Annotated in this window: 18 protein-coding genes and 4 tRNA genes; 2 read left to right on the top strand and 20 right to left on the bottom strand. The window is 48.8% G+C overall.

Features of this window, described 5'->3' with window-relative positions:
- Positions 1–108: 108 nt before the first annotated feature.
- Positions 109–2,553: a penicillin binding protein PBP4B gene (pbp4b, locus tag W04_RS09530; protein WP_053910662.1), complete on the bottom strand. Its 2,445-nt coding sequence runs from the start codon at positions 2,551–2,553 to the stop codon at positions 109–111.
- A 320-nt stretch (positions 2,554–2,873) separates the two neighbouring features.
- Here pbp4b and W04_RS09525 point away from each other — a divergent pair, with 320 nt between their 5' ends.
- The gene (locus tag W04_RS09525; RefSeq protein WP_022946440.1) at positions 2,874–3,719 is read left to right on the top strand and encodes a MurR/RpiR family transcriptional regulator; all 846 of its coding nucleotides are present in this window, start codon (positions 2,874–2,876) and stop codon (positions 3,717–3,719) included.
- Here W04_RS09525 and W04_RS09520 read toward each other — a convergent pair.
- From W04_RS09520 to xerD, 18 genes are all read right to left on the bottom strand, one after another.
- Positions 3,716–4,489: a delta-class carbonic anhydrase gene (locus tag W04_RS09520; protein ID WP_053910661.1), complete on the bottom strand. Its 774-nt coding sequence runs from the start codon at positions 4,487–4,489 to the stop codon at positions 3,716–3,718. The two genes, W04_RS09525 and W04_RS09520, sit on opposite strands and share 4 nt — an antisense overlap.
- Positions 4,490–4,576: 87 nt before the next feature.
- A complete protein-coding gene (locus W04_RS09515) occupies positions 4,577–5,746 on the bottom strand; it encodes an exo-beta-N-acetylmuramidase NamZ domain-containing protein (RefSeq protein WP_053910660.1) in 1,170 nt (389 codons plus the stop codon).
- A complete protein-coding gene (murQ, locus tag W04_RS09510) occupies positions 5,739–6,680 on the bottom strand; it encodes an N-acetylmuramic acid 6-phosphate etherase (RefSeq protein ID WP_053910659.1) in 942 nt (313 codons plus the stop codon). The genes W04_RS09515 and murQ overlap by 8 nt, the downstream gene beginning before the upstream one ends.
- 4 nt (positions 6,681–6,684) lie before the next feature.
- Positions 6,685–7,554, bottom strand: a complete 870-nt coding sequence (locus W04_RS09505; protein ID WP_053910658.1) for a BadF/BadG/BcrA/BcrD ATPase family protein — start codon at positions 7,552–7,554, stop codon at positions 6,685–6,687.
- The gene (locus tag W04_RS09500; RefSeq protein WP_053910657.1) at positions 7,547–9,118 is read right to left on the bottom strand and encodes a sodium:solute symporter; all 1,572 of its coding nucleotides are present in this window, start codon (positions 9,116–9,118) and stop codon (positions 7,547–7,549) included. Before W04_RS09500 ends, W04_RS09505 begins: the two co-directional genes overlap by 8 nt.
- Positions 9,119–9,130: 12 nt before the next feature.
- The gene (locus W04_RS09495) at positions 9,131–9,886 is read right to left on the bottom strand and encodes a L,D-transpeptidase (RefSeq protein WP_231658101.1); all 756 of its coding nucleotides are present in this window, start codon (positions 9,884–9,886) and stop codon (positions 9,131–9,133) included.
- A complete protein-coding gene (locus W04_RS09490; RefSeq protein WP_053910655.1) occupies positions 9,883–10,992 on the bottom strand; it encodes a dipeptide epimerase in 1,110 nt (369 codons plus the stop codon). The genes W04_RS09495 and W04_RS09490 overlap by 4 nt, the downstream gene beginning before the upstream one ends.
- The gene (locus tag W04_RS09485; protein WP_053910654.1) at positions 10,989–12,419 is read right to left on the bottom strand and encodes an SH3 domain-containing protein; all 1,431 of its coding nucleotides are present in this window, start codon (positions 12,417–12,419) and stop codon (positions 10,989–10,991) included. Before W04_RS09485 ends, W04_RS09490 begins: the two co-directional genes overlap by 4 nt.
- A gap of 790 nt (positions 12,420–13,209) precedes the next feature.
- Positions 13,210–13,286 (bottom strand) — tRNA-Arg (locus W04_RS09480).
- Between the two features lie 165 nt (positions 13,287–13,451).
- A tRNA-Arg gene (locus W04_RS09475) sits at positions 13,452–13,528 on the bottom strand.
- 46 nt (positions 13,529–13,574) lie between these two features.
- Positions 13,575–13,651, bottom strand: a tRNA-Arg gene (locus W04_RS09470).
- A gap of 34 nt (positions 13,652–13,685) precedes the next feature.
- Positions 13,686–13,778, bottom strand: a tRNA-Ser gene (locus tag W04_RS09465).
- Positions 13,779–13,937: 159 nt separating this feature from the next.
- Complete coding sequence (locus tag W04_RS09460) at positions 13,938–14,117, bottom strand: hypothetical protein (RefSeq protein ID WP_022943327.1); 180 nt, start codon at positions 14,115–14,117, stop codon at positions 13,938–13,940.
- 261 nt (positions 14,118–14,378) lie between these two features.
- On the bottom strand, positions 14,379–15,914 hold the full coding sequence (lysS, locus tag W04_RS09455; RefSeq protein WP_053910653.1) for a lysine--tRNA ligase: 1,536 nt from the start codon (positions 15,912–15,914) through the stop codon (positions 14,379–14,381).
- A gap of 28 nt (positions 15,915–15,942) precedes the next feature.
- Positions 15,943–17,041, bottom strand: a protein-coding gene (gene prfB, locus W04_RS09450; RefSeq protein ID WP_100229275.1) for a peptide chain release factor 2 whose coding sequence is annotated in 2 segments (ribosomal slippage) — positions 15,943–16,965 and positions 16,967–17,041 — 1,098 coding nt in all. Because the reading frame shifts where the segments join, the coding sequence is not laid out codon by codon here.
- 197 nt (positions 17,042–17,238) lie between these two features.
- Positions 17,239–18,945, bottom strand: coding sequence for a single-stranded-DNA-specific exonuclease RecJ (gene recJ, locus W04_RS09445; RefSeq protein ID WP_053910652.1), 1,707 nt, complete (start codon positions 18,943–18,945; stop codon positions 17,239–17,241).
- A 68-nt stretch (positions 18,946–19,013) separates the two neighbouring features.
- A complete protein-coding gene (gene dsbC, locus W04_RS09440) occupies positions 19,014–19,763 on the bottom strand; it encodes a bifunctional protein-disulfide isomerase/oxidoreductase DsbC (RefSeq protein ID WP_022943331.1) in 750 nt (249 codons plus the stop codon).
- A gap of 87 nt (positions 19,764–19,850) precedes the next feature.
- A complete protein-coding gene (xerD, locus tag W04_RS09435) occupies positions 19,851–20,753 on the bottom strand; it encodes a site-specific tyrosine recombinase XerD (protein WP_022943332.1) in 903 nt (300 codons plus the stop codon).
- Between the two features lie 117 nt (positions 20,754–20,870).
- Here xerD and fldB point away from each other — a divergent pair, with 117 nt between their 5' ends.
- Positions 20,871–21,389 carry a flavodoxin FldB gene (gene fldB, locus W04_RS09430; RefSeq protein WP_053910651.1) on the top strand — a complete coding sequence of 173 codons (519 nt, stop codon included), beginning with the start codon at positions 20,871–20,873 and terminating at the stop codon, positions 21,387–21,389.
- A 25-nt stretch (positions 21,390–21,414) separates the two neighbouring features.
- Here the strand turns inward: fldB and W04_RS09425 are convergent, their stop codons facing one another.
- A complete protein-coding gene (locus tag W04_RS09425; RefSeq protein ID WP_022943334.1) occupies positions 21,415–22,293 on the bottom strand; it encodes a LysR family transcriptional regulator in 879 nt (292 codons plus the stop codon).
- Between the last annotated feature and the right edge of the window lie 2 nt (positions 22,294–22,295).

The following is a 22,295-nucleotide window of genomic DNA, read 5'->3' as shown; positions in this document are numbered from 1 at the left end:
AATTAGCAAATGACTGCAGCACTGGCGGAAAAAGAAAATGGCACCTAAACGATGCCATTTGGGTCAGGTGCCCTGGCAGGGGCATCCTGTGTTAGTCGTTGAAGTTCACTACAATCCAAGTATAGCCTCGTAAACGCGAGTGACCACCGAACCATATTGACCGGTCTCAAACTGTTTACCCACAAATTGATACTGCTGCTCAGTGCCCATCACCGGGCTATGCCGGGCGTTGGTCAGTAGCACTATGGCTAAATCATACTCTGGGTCGATAACCGTAACTGTGCCTGTCCAGCCAGTGTGTCCGTATGCTTGCGCACTGGCATAAGGGCCAAAGTGCCATTTACGCGCGCCATTTCCCGCACGGCGCCAACCCAAGCCATAGCTTTCGTCGTTCACGCTCGGTTTTGTAAACTGATCCAGTACCGACGCAGTAAATAGCTGTTTTTCACCGTAAGTACCGCGATTAAGCAGTAGCTGGCACAATTGCGCTAGGCTTTTGGCATCTGCGAATAGCCCAGCATGGCCTGCGACCCCAGCAAGTGAATAGAAAGCTTTTTCATCATGCACCTCACCCTGTAATACATACTCGCGCACGCCCTCGAAATGCACCCGCCCACCCCGCGTATTTCCCTGAATTTCGGTGGCTGCAATACGCTGTGCTAACACTCCTTTTTGCAGCGGGTTAAACATCATTGAGGTGATCCCAAGGGGCGCATAGAGCCGGCTTTCAACATATGCATCTAAGGGCATACCGCTGATACGTTCCACCAGCAAACCTAGCAACATATAGTCAATATCACTGTACAGGTGGCGTTGCTTGCGCATCGCCGTGAAAGGCACTCCTTGGACAATAAGCTGCTTGGTCCAGTCGCTACTAGTCGAATAGAATTGCTCGCCAAGCTGGTTATCACGACGGTGAAAGTCCACCACGGCGGGGTAGCCAGCGCTGTGCTCAAGTAAATCACTGACTAGCCGTAACTCGCGCCCTTGACCGCGATATTCGGGCAAATAAAAACTCACCGGTAATGAGACATCCAAGTGCCCTTGCGACACCAAATGCATCAACGCCAGGTTGGTGGCAAACATTTTCGTGTTCGAGGCAATATCAAACAAGGTATCGGTTTGCATGGGCTGCGGTGTGGCCATCATCTCGCCGCCATCATGATATTTACGCGCATCACCGTAAGCCGAAAGCTTAACCAACTCTCCTTGGTGCACAACCGCCAACACAGCTCCTGGAAACCCTTGCTCAATTTCAGCATTAATCAGCGCGTCAACCTGTTCGAAACGTTTAGGTGTCGGGCGCTGCGTTAACACCGGCGCGGGAATACGAATATGCAGTTGCGCATCTTCAGGTGTTACTGACTTAATATACAAACTGTTCACCCCGGTGCGGGTGCGCTTACTAAGCGAATAACGGTATTGACTGTCCGCCGTTAGCGGCTTTGCGATATTCAGAGTTTGACCATTGACGACAAGCTCAGCAGCAACGGCATTCACATTATCAATAATGATCTCGCCACGGCCTTGGTACGCCTTAAAGCGGTACTTGTTGTTAACATCTTTTCGCGAGCTCAGCGCCTTTGCGGGATAGCTCGCCAATAGCTGCTCATGACCCAAAGGTTTACTGGCTGCTGGCTGCTTGGTATTCAAGGCCTGATAGTCACGAAAACGTGCTTGGGCTTTATCCGGCTTATAGCGGTGTAATAAGGCAAACAACACCGCTGCCGTTTTGCCATCTGCTTGGCCATGCACCTGCCACGGCAGAAAGTGAGCCTGGAAGGCTTTGATAACTGCTACCGTTTTTCTATCCAGCTGGCCGCTAACGTCAATACCATAGCCATAATCACGCAGTGCTTGCTGCATCAAGGCGGTCGTCGGCGCTGCGGTACTGAAGTGCTGCCAATAATGCTCGACATCCGCTTGTTTGTACCAAGCGCCAACGCCGGCTTTATATAATTGATACCAAGGGAAGCGCGGGCCTGGGTCACTTTTGCGCCCAGGCGCAATATCGGAGTGACCGACAACTTGCGTTGGTCCAATATCCGGATTACGGGCAAGAATATCTTGGCTCAGGGCAATCAATAACTGCACCTGTTGTGGGTCGTAGTCGGGATACAAGCACAGCTTTTGCTCCTGCCCCGCTGCGGCCTTGGCGGTGCGTTCAGCCGCAGCACAGCGCGGTACATTGACCACTTCAATACCAATGGAATGATCGTTTAAATCGCTGCGACCTTGCCAAAAGCTGTTACCGGCATGCCAAGCTCTATCTTGCTCAGCCACCAACTGCACCACTTCAAGTTCACTGCGTTGATAACTCGCATCGCCACGTTGTGGCACCAGATAATGGGCACTGAGCCCGCCTTCATCAACCAGCACCCGCTCCGACTTTTGATAATCAATGGCGGTATAATGCATCACCAAAAACTTAATGCGTTTTGAATAATTGTGTGACGGCTTCATGGGGTAGTGGTTAACGCAACTAAGGGAAGCCATGCACATTAGCAGCAGTAAGCAGGTTCGCATTGGCGTATCAAAGTATCGAAAATTCATATCAGCCTACATTATGTTGTTGCTGCACGCCTGTTCTTAGGCACTGGGTTAATACAAATAATGACCACAGTATAATAATATTTTATTTCACTCAATTAAAAATAGACAAAAATAATATTCAAAGATTGAAATTATGTTCGGTTATGGCCGTTTTTACGGTTGTCAAAGTAAAGATATAGGTACTAGTGTATATCAAATTATTTATTCCTTTGTGTAGGAATATCGGGTTACACTGTAATTAACGTCGTTGTAAGTGTGCATTCGATGAGCCCATAAGCGCTCATTTGCACCAATATAATCTAACAATAAAGTACCTTCTTATGTCGACATTTGTAAAAATCAAAGCACTGCGTAAATCGTTTTCTAGCAGCGAAGCAAAATTAGCAGACTTTACCCTTAATTCTGCTAATGCCATTCGCGATCTCTCTTCTATTGAACTGGCCAAGGTGGTTGGTGTTAGTCAGTCCAGCGTTGTGAAGTTTGCTCAAAAGCTCGGCTATAAAGGCTTTCCGGCCTTTAAGCTCGCGGTAATTGATGCCCTAAATACCGAGACACCCGCACCCAAGCTGCACGGTAAAATCACCCTAAATGATAGCCTAGAGCAAATAGCAGAAAAGCTGCTCAGCAGTAAAATGGCGGTCCTGAGTGAAACTAAAAACCTCAATGAGGCTGAAGCGGTTGAGCAAGCGGTCAGCTTGTTAAAAAACGCAAAGCGTGTGGCTTTATGTGGCCTCGGTGGCTCGGCATTGGTGGCCAAAGACTTTGCCTTTAAATTGCAAAAGCTCGGCATTGCCGCTATCGCCGATGCTGATGGTCATGCACAGCTGGCCTACGTATCAACCCTAGGCAAAGACGATTTAGTCGTCGCCATCAGTGAGTCTGGGAAAACCCGCGAAGTAGCAGAAGCAGCCAGTCAGGCCAAAGCCAATGGCTGCCCGGTGATCGCCGTCACTAAGTTTGGCGCCAACCCAGTGGCCGATTGCGCCACCGTTAATCTTTACTCCGTCGCTGAGGAAGAATCTATTCGGTTATCGTCGATTTTGGCGCGTACCGCGCAAGACTTTGTTATCGATATTGTCTTTATCGCATTGACGCAAGCCACACGTCCAGGGCGTAAGTTGCTGGAACACTCTAACGATGTGGTTAAAGCGTTCCGCGAAAGTTAATCATCAATCGTTGACAACTGCTGCGCATCAATCACGAGTTGGCGCACCCCGTGCGCCTGATGCTCGTTAAAGGGATTGTCCTCACACCACTTAGCCAAGCTATGAATATCAAGCTTGCGACAATCCGGACGCACCGACCAACTGACCTGATAAGGCGAGCATTGCTGTTGCGAATAACTGGGCCCTGTGGTGGACCCGAGGTAGCGCACCGGCTCGCCACTGTCGTGTGGAATTTCATTGCTCTGGTAACGGCCGTGACGCTGGACGATGCGCGTCATCTCAGTAAAGTTTAAGGCGCCGGTGTCATTCACCAAGGTGAATACTTGGGCTTCAACGCGCAAATCGGGGTTCGCGCTAGCGGTACTGACGCAACTACCCAAGCCTGGCCCTGGGGAAACCCGCGCCGAACTATATACCCAATGCACCTCAATGGTATCGCCACTTTGTAGATTATGACAGGCCGGCGTAAGCAATGGCTTTTTTTCGTGCTCAGCAAGCGCTTTACTCAATTGACACTGATAGCCAGTATTCGTTGGGCTAGAGTGAGCGCTCACCGAAAAGGCTGCGGCGCGATGCTCAGCATTTTTATGAAAATGGATATTACAAAGGTTGAGCTCATTATAGTTAGGAGCTGATGCAAAATGCACCGGATTCCTTCCCTCGCTAAGGTTAATATCGCGCGGTGACTGCGGCCCAGCCAAATCACATTGCGCCGCGAACACGGGCGCCGTGGTAACGGCGGCCATGAACAATAGAAAGCGTTTAGGCATGATTGATCCCTTGTTATTGTTTGCCGACAACTGTGTATCATGCCCAACCTAAAAAAGGTACAACAATTCAATGAATATGCAATAAATTCAAGGATAAAGTAGGTATGGAGCACGCTGGCGTTTAAACTGCTGTAAGGGTTGCTGCCAACTTTGCTTTATTTGTTCGCTACTGTGTCCCTCAGTAATGGCCTGACGCAACTTATCGGTACCTGCGAGCTTGTCCATAAAGTCAGGGCGGGTAAATAGCACCTGCTGTGCTTGCGCAAATTGCCGCTGAGCGCTAATCAACCAAGTCAAATCCAAACCACGCACAGAGCTTTGTCGCAAGTCGACGCCTTTGACGAGCTGACCCTGTAACTTCGGTGATGCCGCCGCGCCAACAATGCTGCGGGGTCGAAAAGCGAAATCGCCTAATGCGACACTGTCATGGCCCATCACTTGAAATGGGAAGTCGGTGCCTCGGCCGATGCTCACCGGGGTCGCCTCGAAAAAGCACAATGATGGATACAAGCCAACGGCTTGGTCGTTTGGCAAATTAGGACTCGGCTTGAGGGGCAACGAATACTTCATAGTGCGATTATAGTGCGCCACCGGCACCACACTAAGCTCTAGCTGCGCATCACTGTTCAGCCAGCCCTCTCCTAAAATCATCTGTGCTAACTCGCCCACAGTCATACCATGTAAAATGGGAATGGGATGCATACCCACAAAGGAGCGAAAGTCAGGGTCAAGAATGGGCCCATCAACATAGGCAATATTCGGATTTGGCCGGTCTAAAACAATAAACTCAGCCCCCGCATCAGCACTGGCCTGCATCATATAGTGCATGGAGCTGATATAGGTGTAAAATCGCACCCCGACATCTTGAATATCAAACACCACCACGTCGATATCTGCCATCTCTTGCGCAGCAGGCTGCTTATTGGCGCCATAAATGGAAACGATGGGGATACCGGTACGTGCATCTACGCCAGATTGCACATGGGCTCCGGCATCATGATCGCCACGAAAGCCGTGCTCAGGCGCGAAAATAGTGGTTACATTCACCTGCTGCGCCAGCAAAAAGTCAACCAAGTGGCTGCCTTGTACCCGCGAGGTTTGATTGACCACCAGGCCAACACGCTTGCCTGCAAGTAAGGGAGCATATTTGCCGTATTGTTCAGCGCCCACGCGAATTGCGCCGTCCTCCTTGTGTGTCTGCGCGCAGCCCACAAGTGCAAAGGTGCAGGCTAGTATCAGCGCCAACACTCTAATCATGATCTTTACCTTGTACGGCGGCACGTAAAAAGCCTTGTTGCTTGGCTAGCATGCTTTTACCTTGGCGCGCATCAACGCCGCTGAGCAGCATCAAAATCGCGAGTTTGGCGCTGTGCTCGCTGCGCATCAAAGCTTCAGCTGCCTGCTCTGCGGTGCACTCTGTCGCCTGCATGACAATGCGTACCGCGCGCGCTTTAAGCTTGTCATTACTGGCATTAACATCGACCATCAGGTTGCGATACACTTTGCCGCTGCGGATCATACTGGCTGTCGTTAACATGTTAAGAATGAGCTTTTGTGCCGAGCCTGATTTCAATCGAGTCGAACCGGCAAGCGCTTCTGGGCCTACGATTGCCCCCAATGGGATCTGTGCGGCTTCAAGGACTGGGGCATTGGGGGAGCAGCTGATCCCCGCCGTCACACACCCCAATTGCCGGGCATAATTCAGTGCCGATACCACATAGGGGGTACGGCCACTGGCGGCAATACCCACTAACACATCGTCGGCGCACAGGTTATGCGCTTTAAGGTCGGCGATGGCTTGCTCGGCATTATCCTCGGCTCCTTCGACAGCGGTTTGAATCGCTTTGGCGCCACCAGCAATAATGCCCACCACTTGGGTTGGGTCAACACTGAATGTCGGCGGACATTCGGATGCATCAAGAATACCTAACCGACCGCTGGTGCCCGCACCAATGTAGATCAGCCGCGCCCCTTTGCTAAAGGCATGCACAATCGCATCCACGGCTTTAGCAATATCCGGGATAATAGCGCGCACTGCTGGCGCAACCTTGTGGTCTTCATCATTGAGCTTATACAAGATATCGTCTGTCGCTAATAAATCGATATCGAGGGTCTCAGGGTTTTGCCCTTCGGACACGATGCTATTTAGCTCATGTAATAATTTCGATCGTTGATCATCCAGTAAACTCATGTAGTTATTCCACTTGTATATTCTGTGTTGCCATCACCCAGGCGCCATCTAAGGCATTGCCGCGCGCTGGCATAATAATTCGTTGTTCGCTGTCGCTTAGTAACTGCCTGCTTTTGTCTGCCAGTCCACCCAGTAACATCACCGGAAGCTCAGTATCTTGGCGAGTATCAGCAATAAGTTGCAGCACCGCGCTTTTATGCCGAGCAAGGATCTGGGTAGCAATGGGGCAATGATTAGCGTGCGGCCATACTCGCTCGCTGAGTGTGGCAAACTCCTTGGCTGTGGCTTGGCGCACCCAGGCACTGATTTCGGCCCGGGTCTGCCCCACCTCGTTAGCTATAGTGGCTATCAGCCCACGTAGCGACTGCTGCCTGTCTACTGCCTGCATCAGTGCTTGAACCGCCATGGCCCCTAATCGCGCTCCGCTGCCACCATCGCCCAGTGTAAATCCCCAGCCGCCGACGAGCTGTAACTGGCCATGGCTATCCAAACGCGCTCCCACCGAGCCGGTCCCTAATGCCACACAAGCCACCGGCGCACCTAAATTAGCGCCCAGGGCTGCGGTCACGGCATCCGAGGTCACACAGGTATCAGCAAAAGCGAATGTCTCTAAACGCTGCAGCAATGCGGCTCGATTATACGGATTCCCAGCGCCAGCAACACCTATTATACACTGGGTATGGTGCGCCGGTATGGCTGTAGTGTTCATAATGCTTGCCACTTGCTGCATCATACGCTCACAGCTCAACTGTAAATCGTAACTCAATGAGCTCCCTGCACCTTGTTCAGAAGCAATCACTTCGCCATTGCGATTAAATACTGCTAGGGCGGTTTTACTGCCGCCGCCATCAACGGCTAACACATAATTATTCATGGCTGCTCCGCCTATTGGGGCGACCTAAAGCACACACTAACGTGGCAAGTAAGGTGCCTAAACACAACTGCCAAGTAAATCCGAGGTTAAAGTGCCAAGCGCTTGGCAATAGCGCCGCTTGCACATAAGGCTGCATCAATAAGGTGGCGACAAAGCCAATAACCAGTGCCGCTAATACCGATGACTCGCTGCCGCGATGGAAAAACACCGAATTAATGTACACCCCTAATAATCCGGAATAAGAGAATACCATGACGCTGAGGGCAAATTTTAATAACGGCATTTGCGAGTATTGCTGCCAAAAATAGCAAATAACCGCCATCCCTCCCAGCGCCAGAGACACCACTAACATGGCCCAGCGTCCGGCCACCACATAGTGACTATCGTGTTGATCTGGGTTGCGCTTTTGCCGCCAAGGTTTATATAAATCTTGCACTAATACCGATGCCATTGAGCTTAGCCCAGAGTTCAACGTAGAAATGGCCGCCGCAATAATACCTATGGTAACCAACCCCCTCACACCTGCGGGGATCTCGTTAAGTACATAGTGCATAAACACCGTGATTTTCTCACCTTGGAACTGCTCCACGCCTTGGCTAGCCACCCCTTGCGCCATAATGTCTGGGCGTTGGTAGAAAACAAACAACAGCAAACCAATAATAATAAACAGCAACATCACCGGGATCACCAAAGCGATGGACAATAACATAGCACGACTACCTGATTTAGCGTCTTTACAGGTGAGCACCCGCTGAGTCATATCTTGGTCGAGACCAAAGGCGGCAATATTGAGCAGCACAAAGCCAGTAAACACCGACCATATATTAAATACCCCGCTGGCACTAAAATCGAGTTCAAACTTTAGCAGTGCTAGCTTCGAAGGCTGCCCGGGTGCGGGGTTTTGCAACGCTTCAATCACGGTGCTGAAGTCGGCCGGGATCGCCAGCCATAAACTCACAATAACGCACAGAGCGGCGCCGGTGTAAACGGCACATTGGATCACATCTGAGTAGATCACCGTACGAATACCGCCAAACACGGTGTACAGCAGGCCCACCAAAACCAGCACTAAGGTGGCCATGATCACGCTGCTAGCGGCAATATTGCCATAAAGAATCATCGCCACGGCAATGGCCGCCATATACAGCCGCGCGCCACTGGCAAACACACGTCCAAATAAATACATTATGCCCGCACTGCGTTTGGCTTTGGGGCCAATTTGCTGCTCCAGCAACTCGTACACGGTATACACTCGGTAGCGATAAAAGCGCGGGATCAGCACCTTGGCAACAATGATAGCGGCGATAAAGGCGCCAATGTTAGTCGCTAAATAGGATAAATCCCCCTGATAACCTTGGTCCGGACCGCCGATAAAGGTCGCCGCCGACTGCGAGGTGGCCAACACCGAGACAGCCACCATCCATGTAGGCATCGCATTGCCACCGAGAAAATACTCTGAGCTAGTGGTGGCTTTTTTGCGGTTAAACCACCAAGCGGTGGCACCGATAAGTAAGGCATAGGCGGCAAAGACCAGCCAATCCAGAGGTTGATAATGCGCATTCATAACCGTATACGCCTATCGTGGCAGTGCTGGCAGCTGCCAGTGTGCACGTTTGAGAGCATATTCCACTCGCGGTAGAATCACCATCAGCGGATGTTTGCGTTTATCGAGCCAGGCTAGTAAACGGTCCATATCCGCCTCGTCCATTGCCGTACACCCTGCTGTGGGCTTATCTGCGGCACGCCATAAATGCATAAAGATACAACTGCCGGCCCCATCTATATTGTCGGGGTTATGCGCGACGATAACGCCTTTTTTGTATAGCTCATCTTGGCTATGTATATCTCGACGCATGGCTTCAGATGAGCCTTCAACGGCCTGACTCCCCACCTCGCGCGTATTGACCATCTGGTTATAATAGGGCGAGCCTTTAACATCTATACAGTAATCGCCGGCATCCATGGCCTGGTATTCAAGCCCGGTTTTCAGCGACGGTAAGTAACCAAAGGCCTCACCTAAAGCAAATATCCCGGCGGGTGCTTTGCCATCGCCTTCGACTTTTTGTTGACCTGGTTGTGCGGGGTGCAGACCTAGACCCCAGGCCAATCCAGTACGACCAATGACCACAGCACTGGACTCGCCCACCCTCTGCCAGCGCTTTTGTTCGCCGCGCTCAAATAAGAGCATGTCGCCTTGTATATCGGTCCATGAGTCAGTTACCACCACCACCAATTGCTGGTTGTACAGTGCAATGGGTTGTGGCTTTGATGCAGCGCCACCGCTCATTAAGGTACTTATTAGCAGTAGCAAGCTTAGTAATGTGTTATTCATTGCCATACTCCATCAGCTAGTTCGATAAGGCCGTCTATCGCCGCTATACCAAGCCCGGCTGTTTGATTAAGGCTGATCACAGGGCCCGAAAACGTCGCCCCACCTTGGATGGGATCATATTGCCCCAGAGCCGGACCATCTAAATCAATGAGACTAATTTGCCGTGTCCTTGCTGCAGCCAGGTGAGCCGCTGCCGACACCGCAATGCTGCCCTCTAGCATACAACCAATCATGCACGGGCAGTCATAAGTTGCGGCAACCTCACCAATGCGAATTGCACGGCTTAAACCGCCACTTTTCATCAATTTAATATTAATGATATCAACGGCGCCGCGCTCAAGTAGGGTAAACACTTGTTTAGCAGAAAAGGCGCTTTCGTCGGCCATAATCTTCGATTGCACGCGCTCACTGATGTAGCACAGGCCATCAATATCATGAGTTGGCACGGGCTGCTCGACCAATTCCAGTACAATACCTTGGCTTTCAATTGCTTGCAGTGCACGCACGCTTTGCTTGGCATCCCAGCCTTGATTCACATCTAACCGTAAAGATGCTTTGCTATCGACATGAGCAGCGATGGCTTGTACCCGCTTAATGTCTTGCTCAAGCTCGTTGCCAATTTTAATTTTAAGCACATCAAAACCGTTGCTCAGTGCCTTATCACAGTCGCTGAGCATTTTATCTATGCTATCTACGCTGATGGTGACGTCGGTTTTCAGCTCACTTTGGTGTCCTCCCAGAGCCTGATAAAGCGGCACACCTAAACTTTGGCTCCATAAATCATAGAGGGCGATTTCACACGCCGCTTTGGCGGAATAATTACCCACCACTGCCCCCGCTAGGTCATCACATAAGCGATTGATATCTTGTATGTGCTGGCCAATAAGCTGATGTTGAAGGACCTGCTCGATGACACTTAGTATCGATTGATGGGTGTCGCCGGTGATAACAGGCGTTGAGGGTGCACTACCATAACCTCGGCGGCCACATCGAGTGTCAATAATCAGCACTAGGTCATCAATATGCGTCACCGTGCGCAGCGCCGTTTTAAATGGCGTATGCAATGGCACCGATAAGCGTGCAAAACGCACAGACTGAATGATCATTGCTCTGCTCCTTGAGCAATGCGCTTAATCGCATAGGTGCGCTCAAGGTAAGAAGTGGTGCTATTTAGGTGCAAGGGTAATAGGGGCGTTACCGACACGCCATTGAGCTCGCCATCGTAAAACTCACCATTTTGCTGGATATAACCTAGACCCTTCACATCATGAATGACATAAGGTTGGCCTTGGTATGAACCAATGTACATCATCACATGGCCAGGGATGTAAATAAGGTCGCCCACCTGCATTTGCGCGATAACCTCGCGCTTTTGTGCCTCTGTGCTGTCTTTATCAAAACGCCAGTTGTGGCCGTAATCGGTTTTACCCTGCCACGATGAATTACGCGGCATCCACACGCCAAAGGACTTATAAATTTCACCGACAAAGCCGGTACAGTCACGGGCATTATAGTCATGCCCCCAGCCGTAGCGCTCACCTAAGAACTTAAACCCTTGAGCTATTAAATGGTGCGCAGTGAGCGGCAAATAACCTAAATGCACATCGGCACTGCGCGGTATCAAGCCTTGAGCAAAACTCAAGGTGCCATCGTCATTGCGCACAGGCAACATCACAATATAACTAGCAAAGCTATTTTGCCCATGGGTTAGGTGTTTAACCTGCTCTTTAGGGGCTAGCGGCAAGCGCACACCCATATCCAATTGTACCTCGGAAACACGCGGTTCATTAGGAACATAAGTGGTTTCTATTTTATCACCGGTCACTACGATAAAGTCATCAGCTTGAGTGAAGGTACGGATACGGTTCTTATTACCTACCGCCACTGCGGATCGTTTGACCCAAGCGGTATAGTTATAAGCCGCCACCAAATACCACTGACCATCAGCACTTTCATGCAATATAGCGACAGGCTCCGCCGGAAACGCCCCGGTTTCTTGAAAGCGGTCTAAGTCGGCATCCATTTCACTGTTTAGCACCCTATCGGCGGTTGGGAAGGTACGCAAGGAGGTGCGCTCAACAATCAGTCCAAAGCGCACCGGGTTACTATCAGTCACAGCATCAATATTGGTGTTTGCGTGATAACGCGCAAGGTCGGCCCGATCAAGTTGCTTGCCATCAACATAAAAGCGAGGACTTGAAGGCGTACTACTGGTGTTACGGATATAACTGCGTAACGCCTTAGCAGAGAGCGTATCAGGCATCGCTAGGGGGTCGATAATGTAAGGGTTATTATTGATGAGACTGCGATTGAAGGCTTGAATTTGCGACTGCGACATCAGCGGTTTACTGTCACTTTGGCGTTGCAACCAAAATTCAGGATTAAGCATAGGTTGCTGAACTAAGGGCACATCACTTACAAAAGGGGCGTAATTGCTTTGTTGGGCAACACTTTGCTGGGCAACACTGTGCCCTGCACCTAAGGTACAACCTAAAACTAACGCACACACTATCGATACCGGGGTTTTTGTCATTGTTATGCTCCGCATAACCTTGATAGCGCGCCGATTGGGCGCAACCGTCACAGGTTAAATAAATGGCTTAAATTCATCCTATCAAAATATTATAAAAACAAACAACAAAAAGGAATACTTTATTCCTTTTTTAACAATGCATCGTCGATGATTAATGATTCCAACTTAGCTTTAACGTAGCAAAGCGAACGGGCTGTAACCTGCTCTAGGCAGTAACTTTGGAGCGAAGCTGTATTATTGGCATAGGTAGGAGACAAACAGCCAAGAGCACAATCCCAGCTAGCGCTATTTTCGCAGTGAGACAAAAGGTAGATAAAAGCAGGAAAAGGTGCAGGACGACGAAGTAGTCAGACTGAAGTCTGACCTACATCGTGAGATAAGCCGATAGATAAATAGCTGAGCTGGTTTAACTATCAAGTAAAGAGTAGAGGTAATATTTCAGGCATAAAAAAACCAACTTGCGTTGGTTTATCATCACTTCTCTTTAAAGGAAACGGCGGGTGCAGGATGGCAAAATTGTCAGACTGAAGTCTGACCTACGACGTGAGATAAACCGATGGATAAATAGTTGAGCTGGTTTAACTATCAAGTAAAGAGTAGAGGTTATACCTCAGACATAAAAAACCAACTTTCATTGGTTTTTATCACTTCTCTTTAAAGGAAGTGGCGGGTGCAGGCCAGAATTGGTAATCAACGAACCTCGGTGGTTCGCATCCGTATGCTTACATCAAATTTCAGACATAAAAAAACCAACTTTCGTTGGTTTGTTATCACTTCTCTCTAAATGAAGTGGCGGACGCAGGAGGATTCGAACCTCCGACCGCCTGGTTCGTAGCCAGGTACTCTATCCAGCTGAGCTATGCGTCCGTTATATGTTTTATTGCCCTAGTACATCCTGTAGCAGGGTTCCGGCTCGTCGTCCTGACTCGCGTTTATCGAACTGCAAAGCGTTGCTTTGGTTTCTCTTCACCCAGCTGAGCTATGCGTCCGTTATATATGTGAACTCACGTTCTGAATTTATCACTTAAATGATGGCGGACGCAGGAGGATTCGAACCTCCGACCGCCTGGTTCGTAGCCAGGTACTCTATCCAGCTGAGCTATGCGTCCGGTACATAAAAGTGATTTATAGATATTAGACCATCTTGAAGGAAGATGGCGGACGCAGGAGGATTCGAACCTCCGACCGCCTGGTTCGTAGCCAGGTACTCTATCCAGCTGAGCTATGCGTCCGTATCTATAAACAAAGAAAGCCATTTAAAATAAATGGCGGAGAAGGAGGGATTCGAACCCTCGATAGGGCTACAAACCCTATACTCCCTTAGCAGGGGAGCGCCTTCAGCCACTCGGCCACCTCTCCGTCTTTGTGGGGCGTATAATAAAGGTCTGAGCAAATATGTCAAACACTTTTATAGCAAAATCAATCCATCTGCTCAGACTTTGCCCACAACCGCTAAAAAGGCATAAAAAATGACCCTTAAGGGCCATTTTTGGGGCGTTAAACATCTAAAAATAAGCACTATTGATCGCTTGTTGGCTTATCACTCTGCATTCTCTCGACGGCTTCTAAATCCTCGCTAATTTCGCGTAGAAACTGGTCGCGATATCCGAGTAATTCAAACTCGCGAATACACTCGCGGTAATAAGCTTGGCGCTTCTTATCCACTGGAATTTCTGGTAAAAAATCGTCGTTTTCCATTTGCCACACTCCCTTTTAATTTTATTTAGCGCATCGACTACGCCTAAATATTAGCCTAAGGACTTACAAATAATAGCGTGGCAAATCACAGCTTAATTAAAGCTGAAATTAAAAAACCATATATATCATAAGCTTAAAAAACAACAATACAGAAAACAGGGACTCATTTGCGAGGAGACGAGGGACTTTTTGAGACATATCGCACACAAGAGGTACAAAAAACGCGGCACTAAGGCCGCGTTTTTTAAACAATTTAAGTTGTTACTCTTGTTCAGGGCGCATATGCGGGAACAAAATAACATCTTTAATCGTCGGCGAGTCAGTAAACAACATAACTAGACGATCAATACCGATGCCCTCACCTGCTGTCGGTGGCAAACCATATTCAAGTGCACGAATATAGTCATCATCGAAGTGCATGGCTTCATCATCACCGGCATCTTTTTCTTCAACTTGGCGAGCAAAACGTGCGGCTTGGTCTTCAGCGTCATTAAGCTCAGAGAAGCCGTTGGCTAATTCACGTCCACCGACGAAGAACTCAAACCGGTCGGTAACGAATGGGTTAGCATCGTTACGACGTGCCAATGGTGAAACTTCCCATGGGTATTCGGTAATGAAGGTCGGTTGAATCAACTGGTGTTCGGCTGTTTCTTCAAAGATTTCACACATGTACTTGCCCGCGCCCCATACACAGTTGTCAGGGATCTTGACATGAACTTGCTTGGCATAGGCAATCAACTGCTCTAGGTGATTTTCAGGGTCTGCAAATACCTGAGCGTCAAAATCAGGGTTGTACTTGATGATTGCATCGGCCATGCTCAAACGCGTAAATGGCTGACCAAAGTCATATTCTACACTGTCGATGACTTCACCTTCGTCATTCTTAGTGGTATTGACGATAGTGGTGGTACCCAACACGTCTTGCGCTACGGTGCGCAGCATATCTTCGGTCAAGTTCATTAGATCATTGTAATCAGCATAGGCCTGATAGAACTCGATCATGGTAAATTCAGGATTATGGCGTGTTGATAACCCTTCGTTACGGAAGTTGCGGTTAATCTCAAATACCCGGTCAAAACCACCGACGACCAAACGCTTTAAGTAAAGCTCAGGAGCGATACGCAAATACATATCAATGTCTAACGCGTTGTGATGAGTCACAAACGGGCGCGCTGTTGCACCACCAGGGATGACCTGCAGCATAGGGGTTTCTACTTCCATAAAATCACGCTCAGCCAAGAAGCGGCGGATCCCCTCTATGATCTTCGAGCGAACGCGGAAAGTCTCACGCGTATCCATGTTGGTGATCAAGTCAACGTAACGCTGGCGATATTTGGTTTCCTGATCAGATAAGCCATGAAATTTCTCTGGCAACGGACGTAAAGACTTAGTCAGTAACTCGTACTCATGCATATCAACATAGAGGTCACCCTTGCCTGATTTATGCAAAGGTCCAGCAACGCCAATAATATCGCCGATATCTAGTTGCCCATATTTAGCTTTAAGATCTTTTTGTACATCTTTTGAAGCGTAGGCTTGTACGCGACCTTTCATATCTTGCAACACCATAAATGGACCACGCTTAGCAAGAATACGCCCAGCCACGGCCACCTGATGATCAAGCTCAACTAATTCTTCTTTCGACTTATCGCCAAACTCGGCTTGAAGATCAGCAGTATAATGTTTTCGACGGAAACCATTTGGGTGGCCGTTAGCACTGCAGTTTTCGCGAATGGCGTCGAGCTTGGCACGACGCTCAGCAATTAGTTTATTTTCGTCTTGAATTTGATCTGTCATTTTCTAGCTCTATTGGTTTGGCGTTACATTACAGGCCTGATTTAAGGCTTGCTTCAATAAATTTATCAAGGTCTCCATCGAGTACCGCTTGGGTATTGCGGTTCTCAACACCGGTGCGCAAATCTTTAATGCGTGAGTCATCGAGTACGTAGGAGCGAATTTGCGAGCCCCAACCGATGTCTGACTTTGCTTCTTCTTGCGCTTGCTTCTCAGCGTTTTGCTTTTTCAACTCCAGCTCAAACAGTTTTGCTTTTAACTGTTTCATCGCTTGGTCTTTGTTTTTGTGCTGCGAGCGGTCATTTTGGCACTGTACCACGGTATTGGTTGGCAAGTGGGTAATTCGCACCGCTGACTCTGTCCGGTTAACGTGCTGACCCCCAGCCCCCGAAGCCCGATATACATCAATGCGTAAATCGGCTGGATTGATATCGATTTCGATATTGTCGTCAATCTCTGGGTAAACAAACGCTGAGGCAAACGAGGTATGGCGGCGTCCGCCAGAATCGAAAGGACTCTTACGGACTAAACGGTGCACACCTGTTTCCGTGCGCAGCCAGCCATAGGCATATTCACCGCTAATTTTTACTGTGGCGCCTTTAATGCCCGCCACATCGCCATCAGTTGCTTCAACGATTTCAGCCTTAAAGCCTTTCGCCTCGGCCCAACGCAAGTACATGCGCAATAACATGTTGCACCAATCTTGTGCTTCTGTACCACCCGAACCCGCTTGCAAGTCTAAGTACGCATCGTTAGCGTCTTGATCGCCACTAAACATACGACGGAACTCGAGTTTTTCAAGGTGGGCATTAAGTTCTTCAAGTTCAGCTTGGGCTTCTTCGAAGGTCTCTTGATCTTCGGCCTCAACAGCCAGCTCCACCAGCCCTTCGACATCGTCAGTACCGTCTTCAAGCTTGCCGATAGTCTCAACAATCACCTCAAGACTGGCTTTTTCTTTACCTAAAGCCTGGGCTTTTTCAGGTTCATTCCACACTGCTGGGTCTTCGAGTTCAGCATTCACTTCTTCTAACCGCTCTTTCTTAAGAGCGTAGTCAAAGATACCCCCGAAGAAGCTCTGTGCGCTCGCGAATTTCCTTGATTTGATTAATCACAGGATTCACTTCAAACATGCATGTCACTCCGCAAAATGATGGTGGCGCCAAGGTCTATCTCGTAAGCCATCTTGATGTAAGCATTTACACTTCAAGTATACTGAGAATTCGGCGCATCAATAAAAGCGCTCGATTTTAGCAAAAAACTGCTGCATTTATTAGCGCTTTCACATGATTTTATCTAATTTTATTTGCTCTAAGCCAACTTGCTGTGGCTATTGTTTTTGCAGTTCTCGAACGATCAACTGCAAAGAAAATTGGCCACGAAACTCATTAATATCGAGCTGGTAAGCTAGGTGCACATAGCGCACTTGGGTATCAGGCCAAGCGCGTACATCGACATTAAAAGCGATAGCATCAAGCACTCGGCCGCTGCTATGGCGCAGCACTAGCTTGAGGTGTTTATCACCAACAACGCGCTGTTGCAGCAACTCAAAGGTATGCTCAAAAATGGGCTCTGGAAAATGCTGACCAAAAGGCCCACTTTGACGCAACAACTCAGCAAACTCCATATTCAAACAATCACTGGGTAGTTCACCATCAGTGAGTAAAATACACTCCTTCGCTTCTTCGGTAAGCACCTTACCTATCTCTTGCACAAAGGCTTGTTGAAACTCGTTGAATCGCGCTTCCTCAATACTTAACCCCGCAGCCATGGCGTGGCCGCCGAATTTAGCGATCAGCCCTGGGTATTGACCATCGATATGCGCCAACACATCACGCATATGAACGCCATCAATAGAACGACAAGACCCTTTCAGTAGGCCATTATCTCCGGCGGCAAAAATAGCCGTGGGGCGGTGATAGTGCTCTTTTAAACGCCCGGCGAGAATACCAATAACACCTTGGTGCCAATCGCACTGGTACAGACATAACGCATCGGGTGTTTGCGCACTTGTTAAAGAGAGTTTAGCCAGCGCAGCTTGCGCTTCTTGTTGCATGCCCTGCTCTATTTCTTTGCGCTCCGCATTAAGCATATCCAGTTCACCGGCAATGCGCCGAGCGTGATTAATATCCGGTGATAGCAAACAAGCAATGCCTAAGCTCATATCATCTAATCGACCTGCCGCATTTAACCGTGGCGCTAGAGCAAAGCCAAAATCTGAGGCGCTTAAACGCGCTTGCGTGCGCCGTGCTACATCAACCAGCGCTTCGATACCGGGGCGAGTCTTACCACTGCGGATGCGCGCCAGCCCTTGATGCACCAAGGTGCGATTATTCGCATCCAGCGCCACCACATCGGCAACCGTGCCAAGAGCAACAAGATCGAGGAGGTTGGCTAAATTCGGCTCAGGGCGCTGCTCATTAAAATAACTACGCTCCCGCAGCGTATGGCGCAATGCGATAAGCACATAAAAAGCCACACCAACACCGGCTATCGATTTTGATGGGAAAGTACAATCATGGCGATTGGGATTAACAATGGCATCAGCGTTGGGTAATTGTTCACCTTGTAAATGGTGGTCGGTGACAATAACCTTAATGTCGGCAGCCTTGACGCGCTCGATACCTTTTAAGCACGAAATGCCACTATCAACGGTGATCACCAAATCAGGAGCCATGGCGACAATATGCTCTGCCAACTCCACACTTAGCCCATAGCCGAAGTTAAAACGGTCCGGCACCAGGTAATCCAATTGACTAAATCCAAACATACCCAAGCCTTGCATTAAGGTGGCAGTACTGGTGGCACCATCGGCATCAAAGTCTCCGACAATCAGCACCTTGTCTTGGCGCTGTAAACTGTCGCTGAGTATTTCTGCTGCTAATTCAATGTCTTTAAATAGCCGGAAATCGTGCAAGGTATTGGCACGGTTATCTATTTGCTCATTACTATTGACGCCACGAGAGGCATAGATTTGACGAATAACGGGGTGAAGCTTATCGCTTAGGTGGCTGTCATCGACTCGCGGGCGAGCCATTATGGTGGTATGCGCCTGCAAGGCAAACTCCAAAAAAAGGGCCGTCGTTAGATGCGGCCCATTCTACATTAAGATTTGTTATTATTTAACTCATCAATCGCTGAGCTAATTGCAGCCGCAGGCTGATAACCTGGGATCATGCTGCCATCAGATAAAATAATGGCTGGAGTACCGCTGATACCAAAACTTTGACCTAATTGGTAGTGCTCTGCCACCGGTGCGTTACAGTTTTCAATCTTTTCTGGTTTTTCACCTGCTTTTGCTTCCGTCAGTGCCTCTTGCTTGTTATCAGCACACCACACATTCATCAGGTCGGTGTACCCAGAGCCACGTAACCCGCCACGCGGAAATGCCAAATATTGCACGGTAATGCCAGCATCTAGGTAGTCATCCAGCTCACGGTGTAACTTACGGCAGTAGCCACACGTGATGTCGGTAAAGACGGTGATCTTGCCTTTTTCGTTATCTGCTTTATAGGTGATCATTGAGTTTTGATATTGCGCTACACCTTCAAGGCGCACATGACTCAGTGCACTTTCTGTTAAGTTTTCACGGTTAACAAGGTCAATCATCGTACCTTGCACAAGATAACGGCCGTCAGCACTGGCATAAAACACGCCCTTATCGGTGATCACTTCCTGTAAACCTTGCACCGGACTGGGATGCACTTGCTTTACATTTACCCCAAGCTCTGCCAGCTTGCTTTGGATCACACTCACCTGCTGCTGCATGGTGTCTTGCGGCTCTACACTGACACCTTGAGCAAACGCTCCGGCACTGGCACCAGCAAACGCCAGCGCAACAACTAATTTTTTCATAATAAAATCTCTAACTGCTTCTTGCACAATAAACTAGACCGCGCTTATACAAATAAATTCCAGCACCTGAGCAATTTAATCTATTGCCTAGGCACGGGGGTGATGTTCAGCATGGACCGATTTTAACCTTTCATTCGCCACATGAGTATAAATTTGTGTGGTCGACAAGTCACTGTGCCCTAACATCATTTGTACAACCCTTAAGTCAGCTCCATGATTCAACAAATGTGTTGCAAAGGCATGACGTAGGGTATGCGGGGACAAATCTGATTTAATGTTCGCCAACATAGCATAGTGTTTAATGCGATGCCAAAAGGTTTGCCGCGTCATGCCAATGCCCCGCTTAGAGACAAATACAAAGTCAGTAGCGAGCTTAACCAATGATGGGCGCGCGTACTTTAAATAACGCTCTAGCCACAACAGTGCCTCTTCCCCCATAGGCACTAGACGCTCTTTGTTCCCCTTACCCTTTACAAACACCACCGCCTGACGCTGATTAACATGCTCCATGCGTAAGCCTATCAGCTCGCTGACACGCAGGCCTGTAGCATAAAGAAGCTCTAACATTGCGCGGTCTCTAAGGCCCATCGCCTCATCACAATCCGGTGCTGCTAGGAGAGCTTCAACGTCTGTTTCGCTTAGCGTTTTAGGCAAGGACTGGCTTGGTTTAGGCCGAGATATGGTTTCCATAGGAGAGCTGGGCAAACGCTTTTCTTGCACCTGATATTGATAAAAGCGCTTTAGTGCACTGATACTACGTGCCGTACTACGCGGACTAAGGCCTTTGTCTACACGATAAGCTAAATAGTGTTCTACGTCGGTGCTATCAATTGCCAGCAGCGCTTGCGGCGCTATAAACTCGCTGAACTTAACAAGATCCGTGCGATAAGCAGACAGCGTATTCTCACTACTCCCCTGCTCCAGATATAACGCATCTAAGAACATTTCTATATGCTCGATATTATCGCTGTGTATTGGTTGCTTGTTCACAAGTAAGGCGCTTAGTGTGTATTTACCTATTTGCCATCATATCATAAAGCACGCCATAGATAGTCGCGAGCCGATACGTTAAACTGCGGCCATTACTCACTCAGTTGTACGGCGATTATGAAGATTGGTTTATTTTATGGCTCGACTACCTGCTACACCGAAATAGCAGCGGAAAAAATCCGCGACATCATTGGTGCTGAGGTGGTGGACTTATACAACATCCAAGATGAGCCTTTGAAAAAAGCTGAAGATTACGAATTTCTAATCTTCGGGATATCAACATGGGACTTTGGTGAAATCCAAGAGGATTGGGAGTCGCACTGGGATGATATCAGTGGCGTCAATTTGAGTGGCAAAGTGATCGCACTTTTCGGAATGGGCGATCAGCAAGGTTATGGCCAATGGTTCCAAGATGCACTGGGTATGCTCCACGACGAAATTAAACCACAAGGTGTGCACTTTATTGGCCAATGGCCCAATGGCAATGACTACGAATTTGAGGCTTCTAAAGCATTAACAGAGGATCAATCTCACTTTGTTGGCTTAGCGCTAGATGAGGACAGTCAGTACGATAAAAGTGATGAACGCATTGCTACTTGGATAGAGCAAATCATGAATGAGTACAGCGCGTTATAACCTTATTTGCTTTCTCAACCAGCCGCTAAGATTCACTCAGGTAGGCAGCAATTTGTTGCGCTAGCCACTGGCTTAGCCGACCAAGCTGGCTATAGCGGGTTTGAATCATGCCATAGGCCTGCGATGTCATCGCTTGATCGTACTTCAAAACTTTAACACTGCCGTCGCGTAAATAGGGATTAATTAAAACCGAGGGCACACTGGCAAAGCCGGTGCCATCAAGCACGGCATTGCGCAGGTGCTCATAAAAAGGCAACGCGATGTAATTTCCTGAGACTGGAGTAACCGCATGCAGCCCCGTTTCATCAATAGTTGCTAACGCAAATTCGGTATACCTGGACAGGTCGGCTTTAACTACTTGGCTGAGTGTCGTGAGCGGATGGCCTTTGCTGGCCACGGTCATCATACGAATTTCACCTAGCTTGACTTGATGGCTACTTGTTAGTTGCTGGCTTTGGGGTAACAGACAATAAGCAATATCGACGACCCCTTGCTCCACCATATCGTTGAGCTCCGGCGGCGGCGCCATATACACAGAAACGCTAATACTAGGAAATTGTCTGCTCATTTCATGAATCAGTTGTCGCCAGTAAGCCTCAGGGAGAGCATCGTCACGGGCAATGCGCAGCGAGGCTTCAACACCTTGCAAGTGCTGATGACAGCGACCGGTGATGTCGTTGGCGATCATCGCCAAGCGTTCACAGTCATTTTTAATCACTTCACCAATATTCGTTAACGAGACTTGATTACCGGTGCGAGTAAGCAGCTCAACGCCAAGTTCATCCTCAAGGGCGGTAAGTGCCGAGCTTAACGTCGTGCGGCTTTTGCCAATTCGTCGCGCCGCCTCTGCAATAGAGCCCGATTCGCTAATAGCGAGAAATATTTCAATTTGACTGACTTTCATAC

The organism is Pseudoalteromonas sp. SW0106-04, from assembly GCF_001293805.1.
Classification (GTDB): domain Bacteria; phylum Pseudomonadota; class Gammaproteobacteria; order Enterobacterales; family Alteromonadaceae; genus Pseudoalteromonas; species Pseudoalteromonas ruthenica.
This window is presented reverse-complemented; position numbering and strand designations above follow the sequence as displayed.

What these genes read in the sequence shown, in the direction of transcription:
- pbp4b (WP_053910662.1), bottom strand. Translation starts at nt 2,553, where the DNA reads ATGAATTTTCGATACTTTGATACGCCAATGCGAACCTGCTTACTGCTG.
- W04_RS09525 (WP_022946440.1), top strand. Translation starts at nt 2,874, where the DNA reads ATGTCGACATTTGTAAAAATCAAAGCACTGCGTAAATCGTTTTCTAGC.
- W04_RS09520 (WP_053910661.1), bottom strand. Translation starts at nt 4,489, where the DNA reads ATGCCTAAACGCTTTCTATTGTTCATGGCCGCCGTTACCACGGCGCCC.
- W04_RS09515 (WP_053910660.1), bottom strand. Translation starts at nt 5,746, where the DNA reads ATGATTAGAGTGTTGGCGCTGATACTAGCCTGCACCTTTGCACTTGTG.
- murQ (WP_053910659.1), bottom strand. Translation starts at nt 6,680, where the DNA reads ATGAGTTTACTGGATGATCAACGATCGAAATTATTACATGAGCTAAAT.
- W04_RS09505 (WP_053910658.1), bottom strand. Translation starts at nt 7,554, where the DNA reads ATGAATAATTATGTGTTAGCCGTTGATGGCGGCGGCAGTAAAACCGCC.
- W04_RS09500 (WP_053910657.1), bottom strand. Translation starts at nt 9,118, where the DNA reads ATGAATGCGCATTATCAACCTCTGGATTGGCTGGTCTTTGCCGCCTAT.
- W04_RS09495 (WP_231658101.1), bottom strand. Translation starts at nt 9,886, where the DNA reads ATGAATAACACATTACTAAGCTTGCTACTGCTAATAAGTACCTTAATG.
- W04_RS09490 (WP_053910655.1), bottom strand. Translation starts at nt 10,992, where the DNA reads ATGATCATTCAGTCTGTGCGTTTTGCACGCTTATCGGTGCCATTGCAT.
- W04_RS09485 (WP_053910654.1), bottom strand. Translation starts at nt 12,419, where the DNA reads ATGACAAAAACCCCGGTATCGATAGTGTGTGCGTTAGTTTTAGGTTGT.
- W04_RS09460 (WP_022943327.1), bottom strand. Translation starts at nt 14,117, where the DNA reads ATGGAAAACGACGATTTTTTACCAGAAATTCCAGTGGATAAGAAGCGC.
- lysS (WP_053910653.1), bottom strand. Translation starts at nt 15,914, where the DNA reads ATGACAGATCAAATTCAAGACGAAAATAAACTAATTGCTGAGCGTCGT.
- recJ (WP_053910652.1), bottom strand. Translation starts at nt 18,945, where the DNA reads ATGGCTCGCCCGCGAGTCGATGACAGCCACCTAAGCGATAAGCTTCAC.
- dsbC (WP_022943331.1), bottom strand. Translation starts at nt 19,763, where the DNA reads ATGAAAAAATTAGTTGTTGCGCTGGCGTTTGCTGGTGCCAGTGCCGGA.
- fldB (WP_053910651.1), top strand. Translation starts at nt 20,871, where the DNA reads ATGAAGATTGGTTTATTTTATGGCTCGACTACCTGCTACACCGAAATA.
- W04_RS09425 (WP_022943334.1), bottom strand. Translation starts at nt 22,293, where the DNA reads ATGAAAGTCAGTCAAATTGAAATATTTCTCGCTATTAGCGAATCGGGC.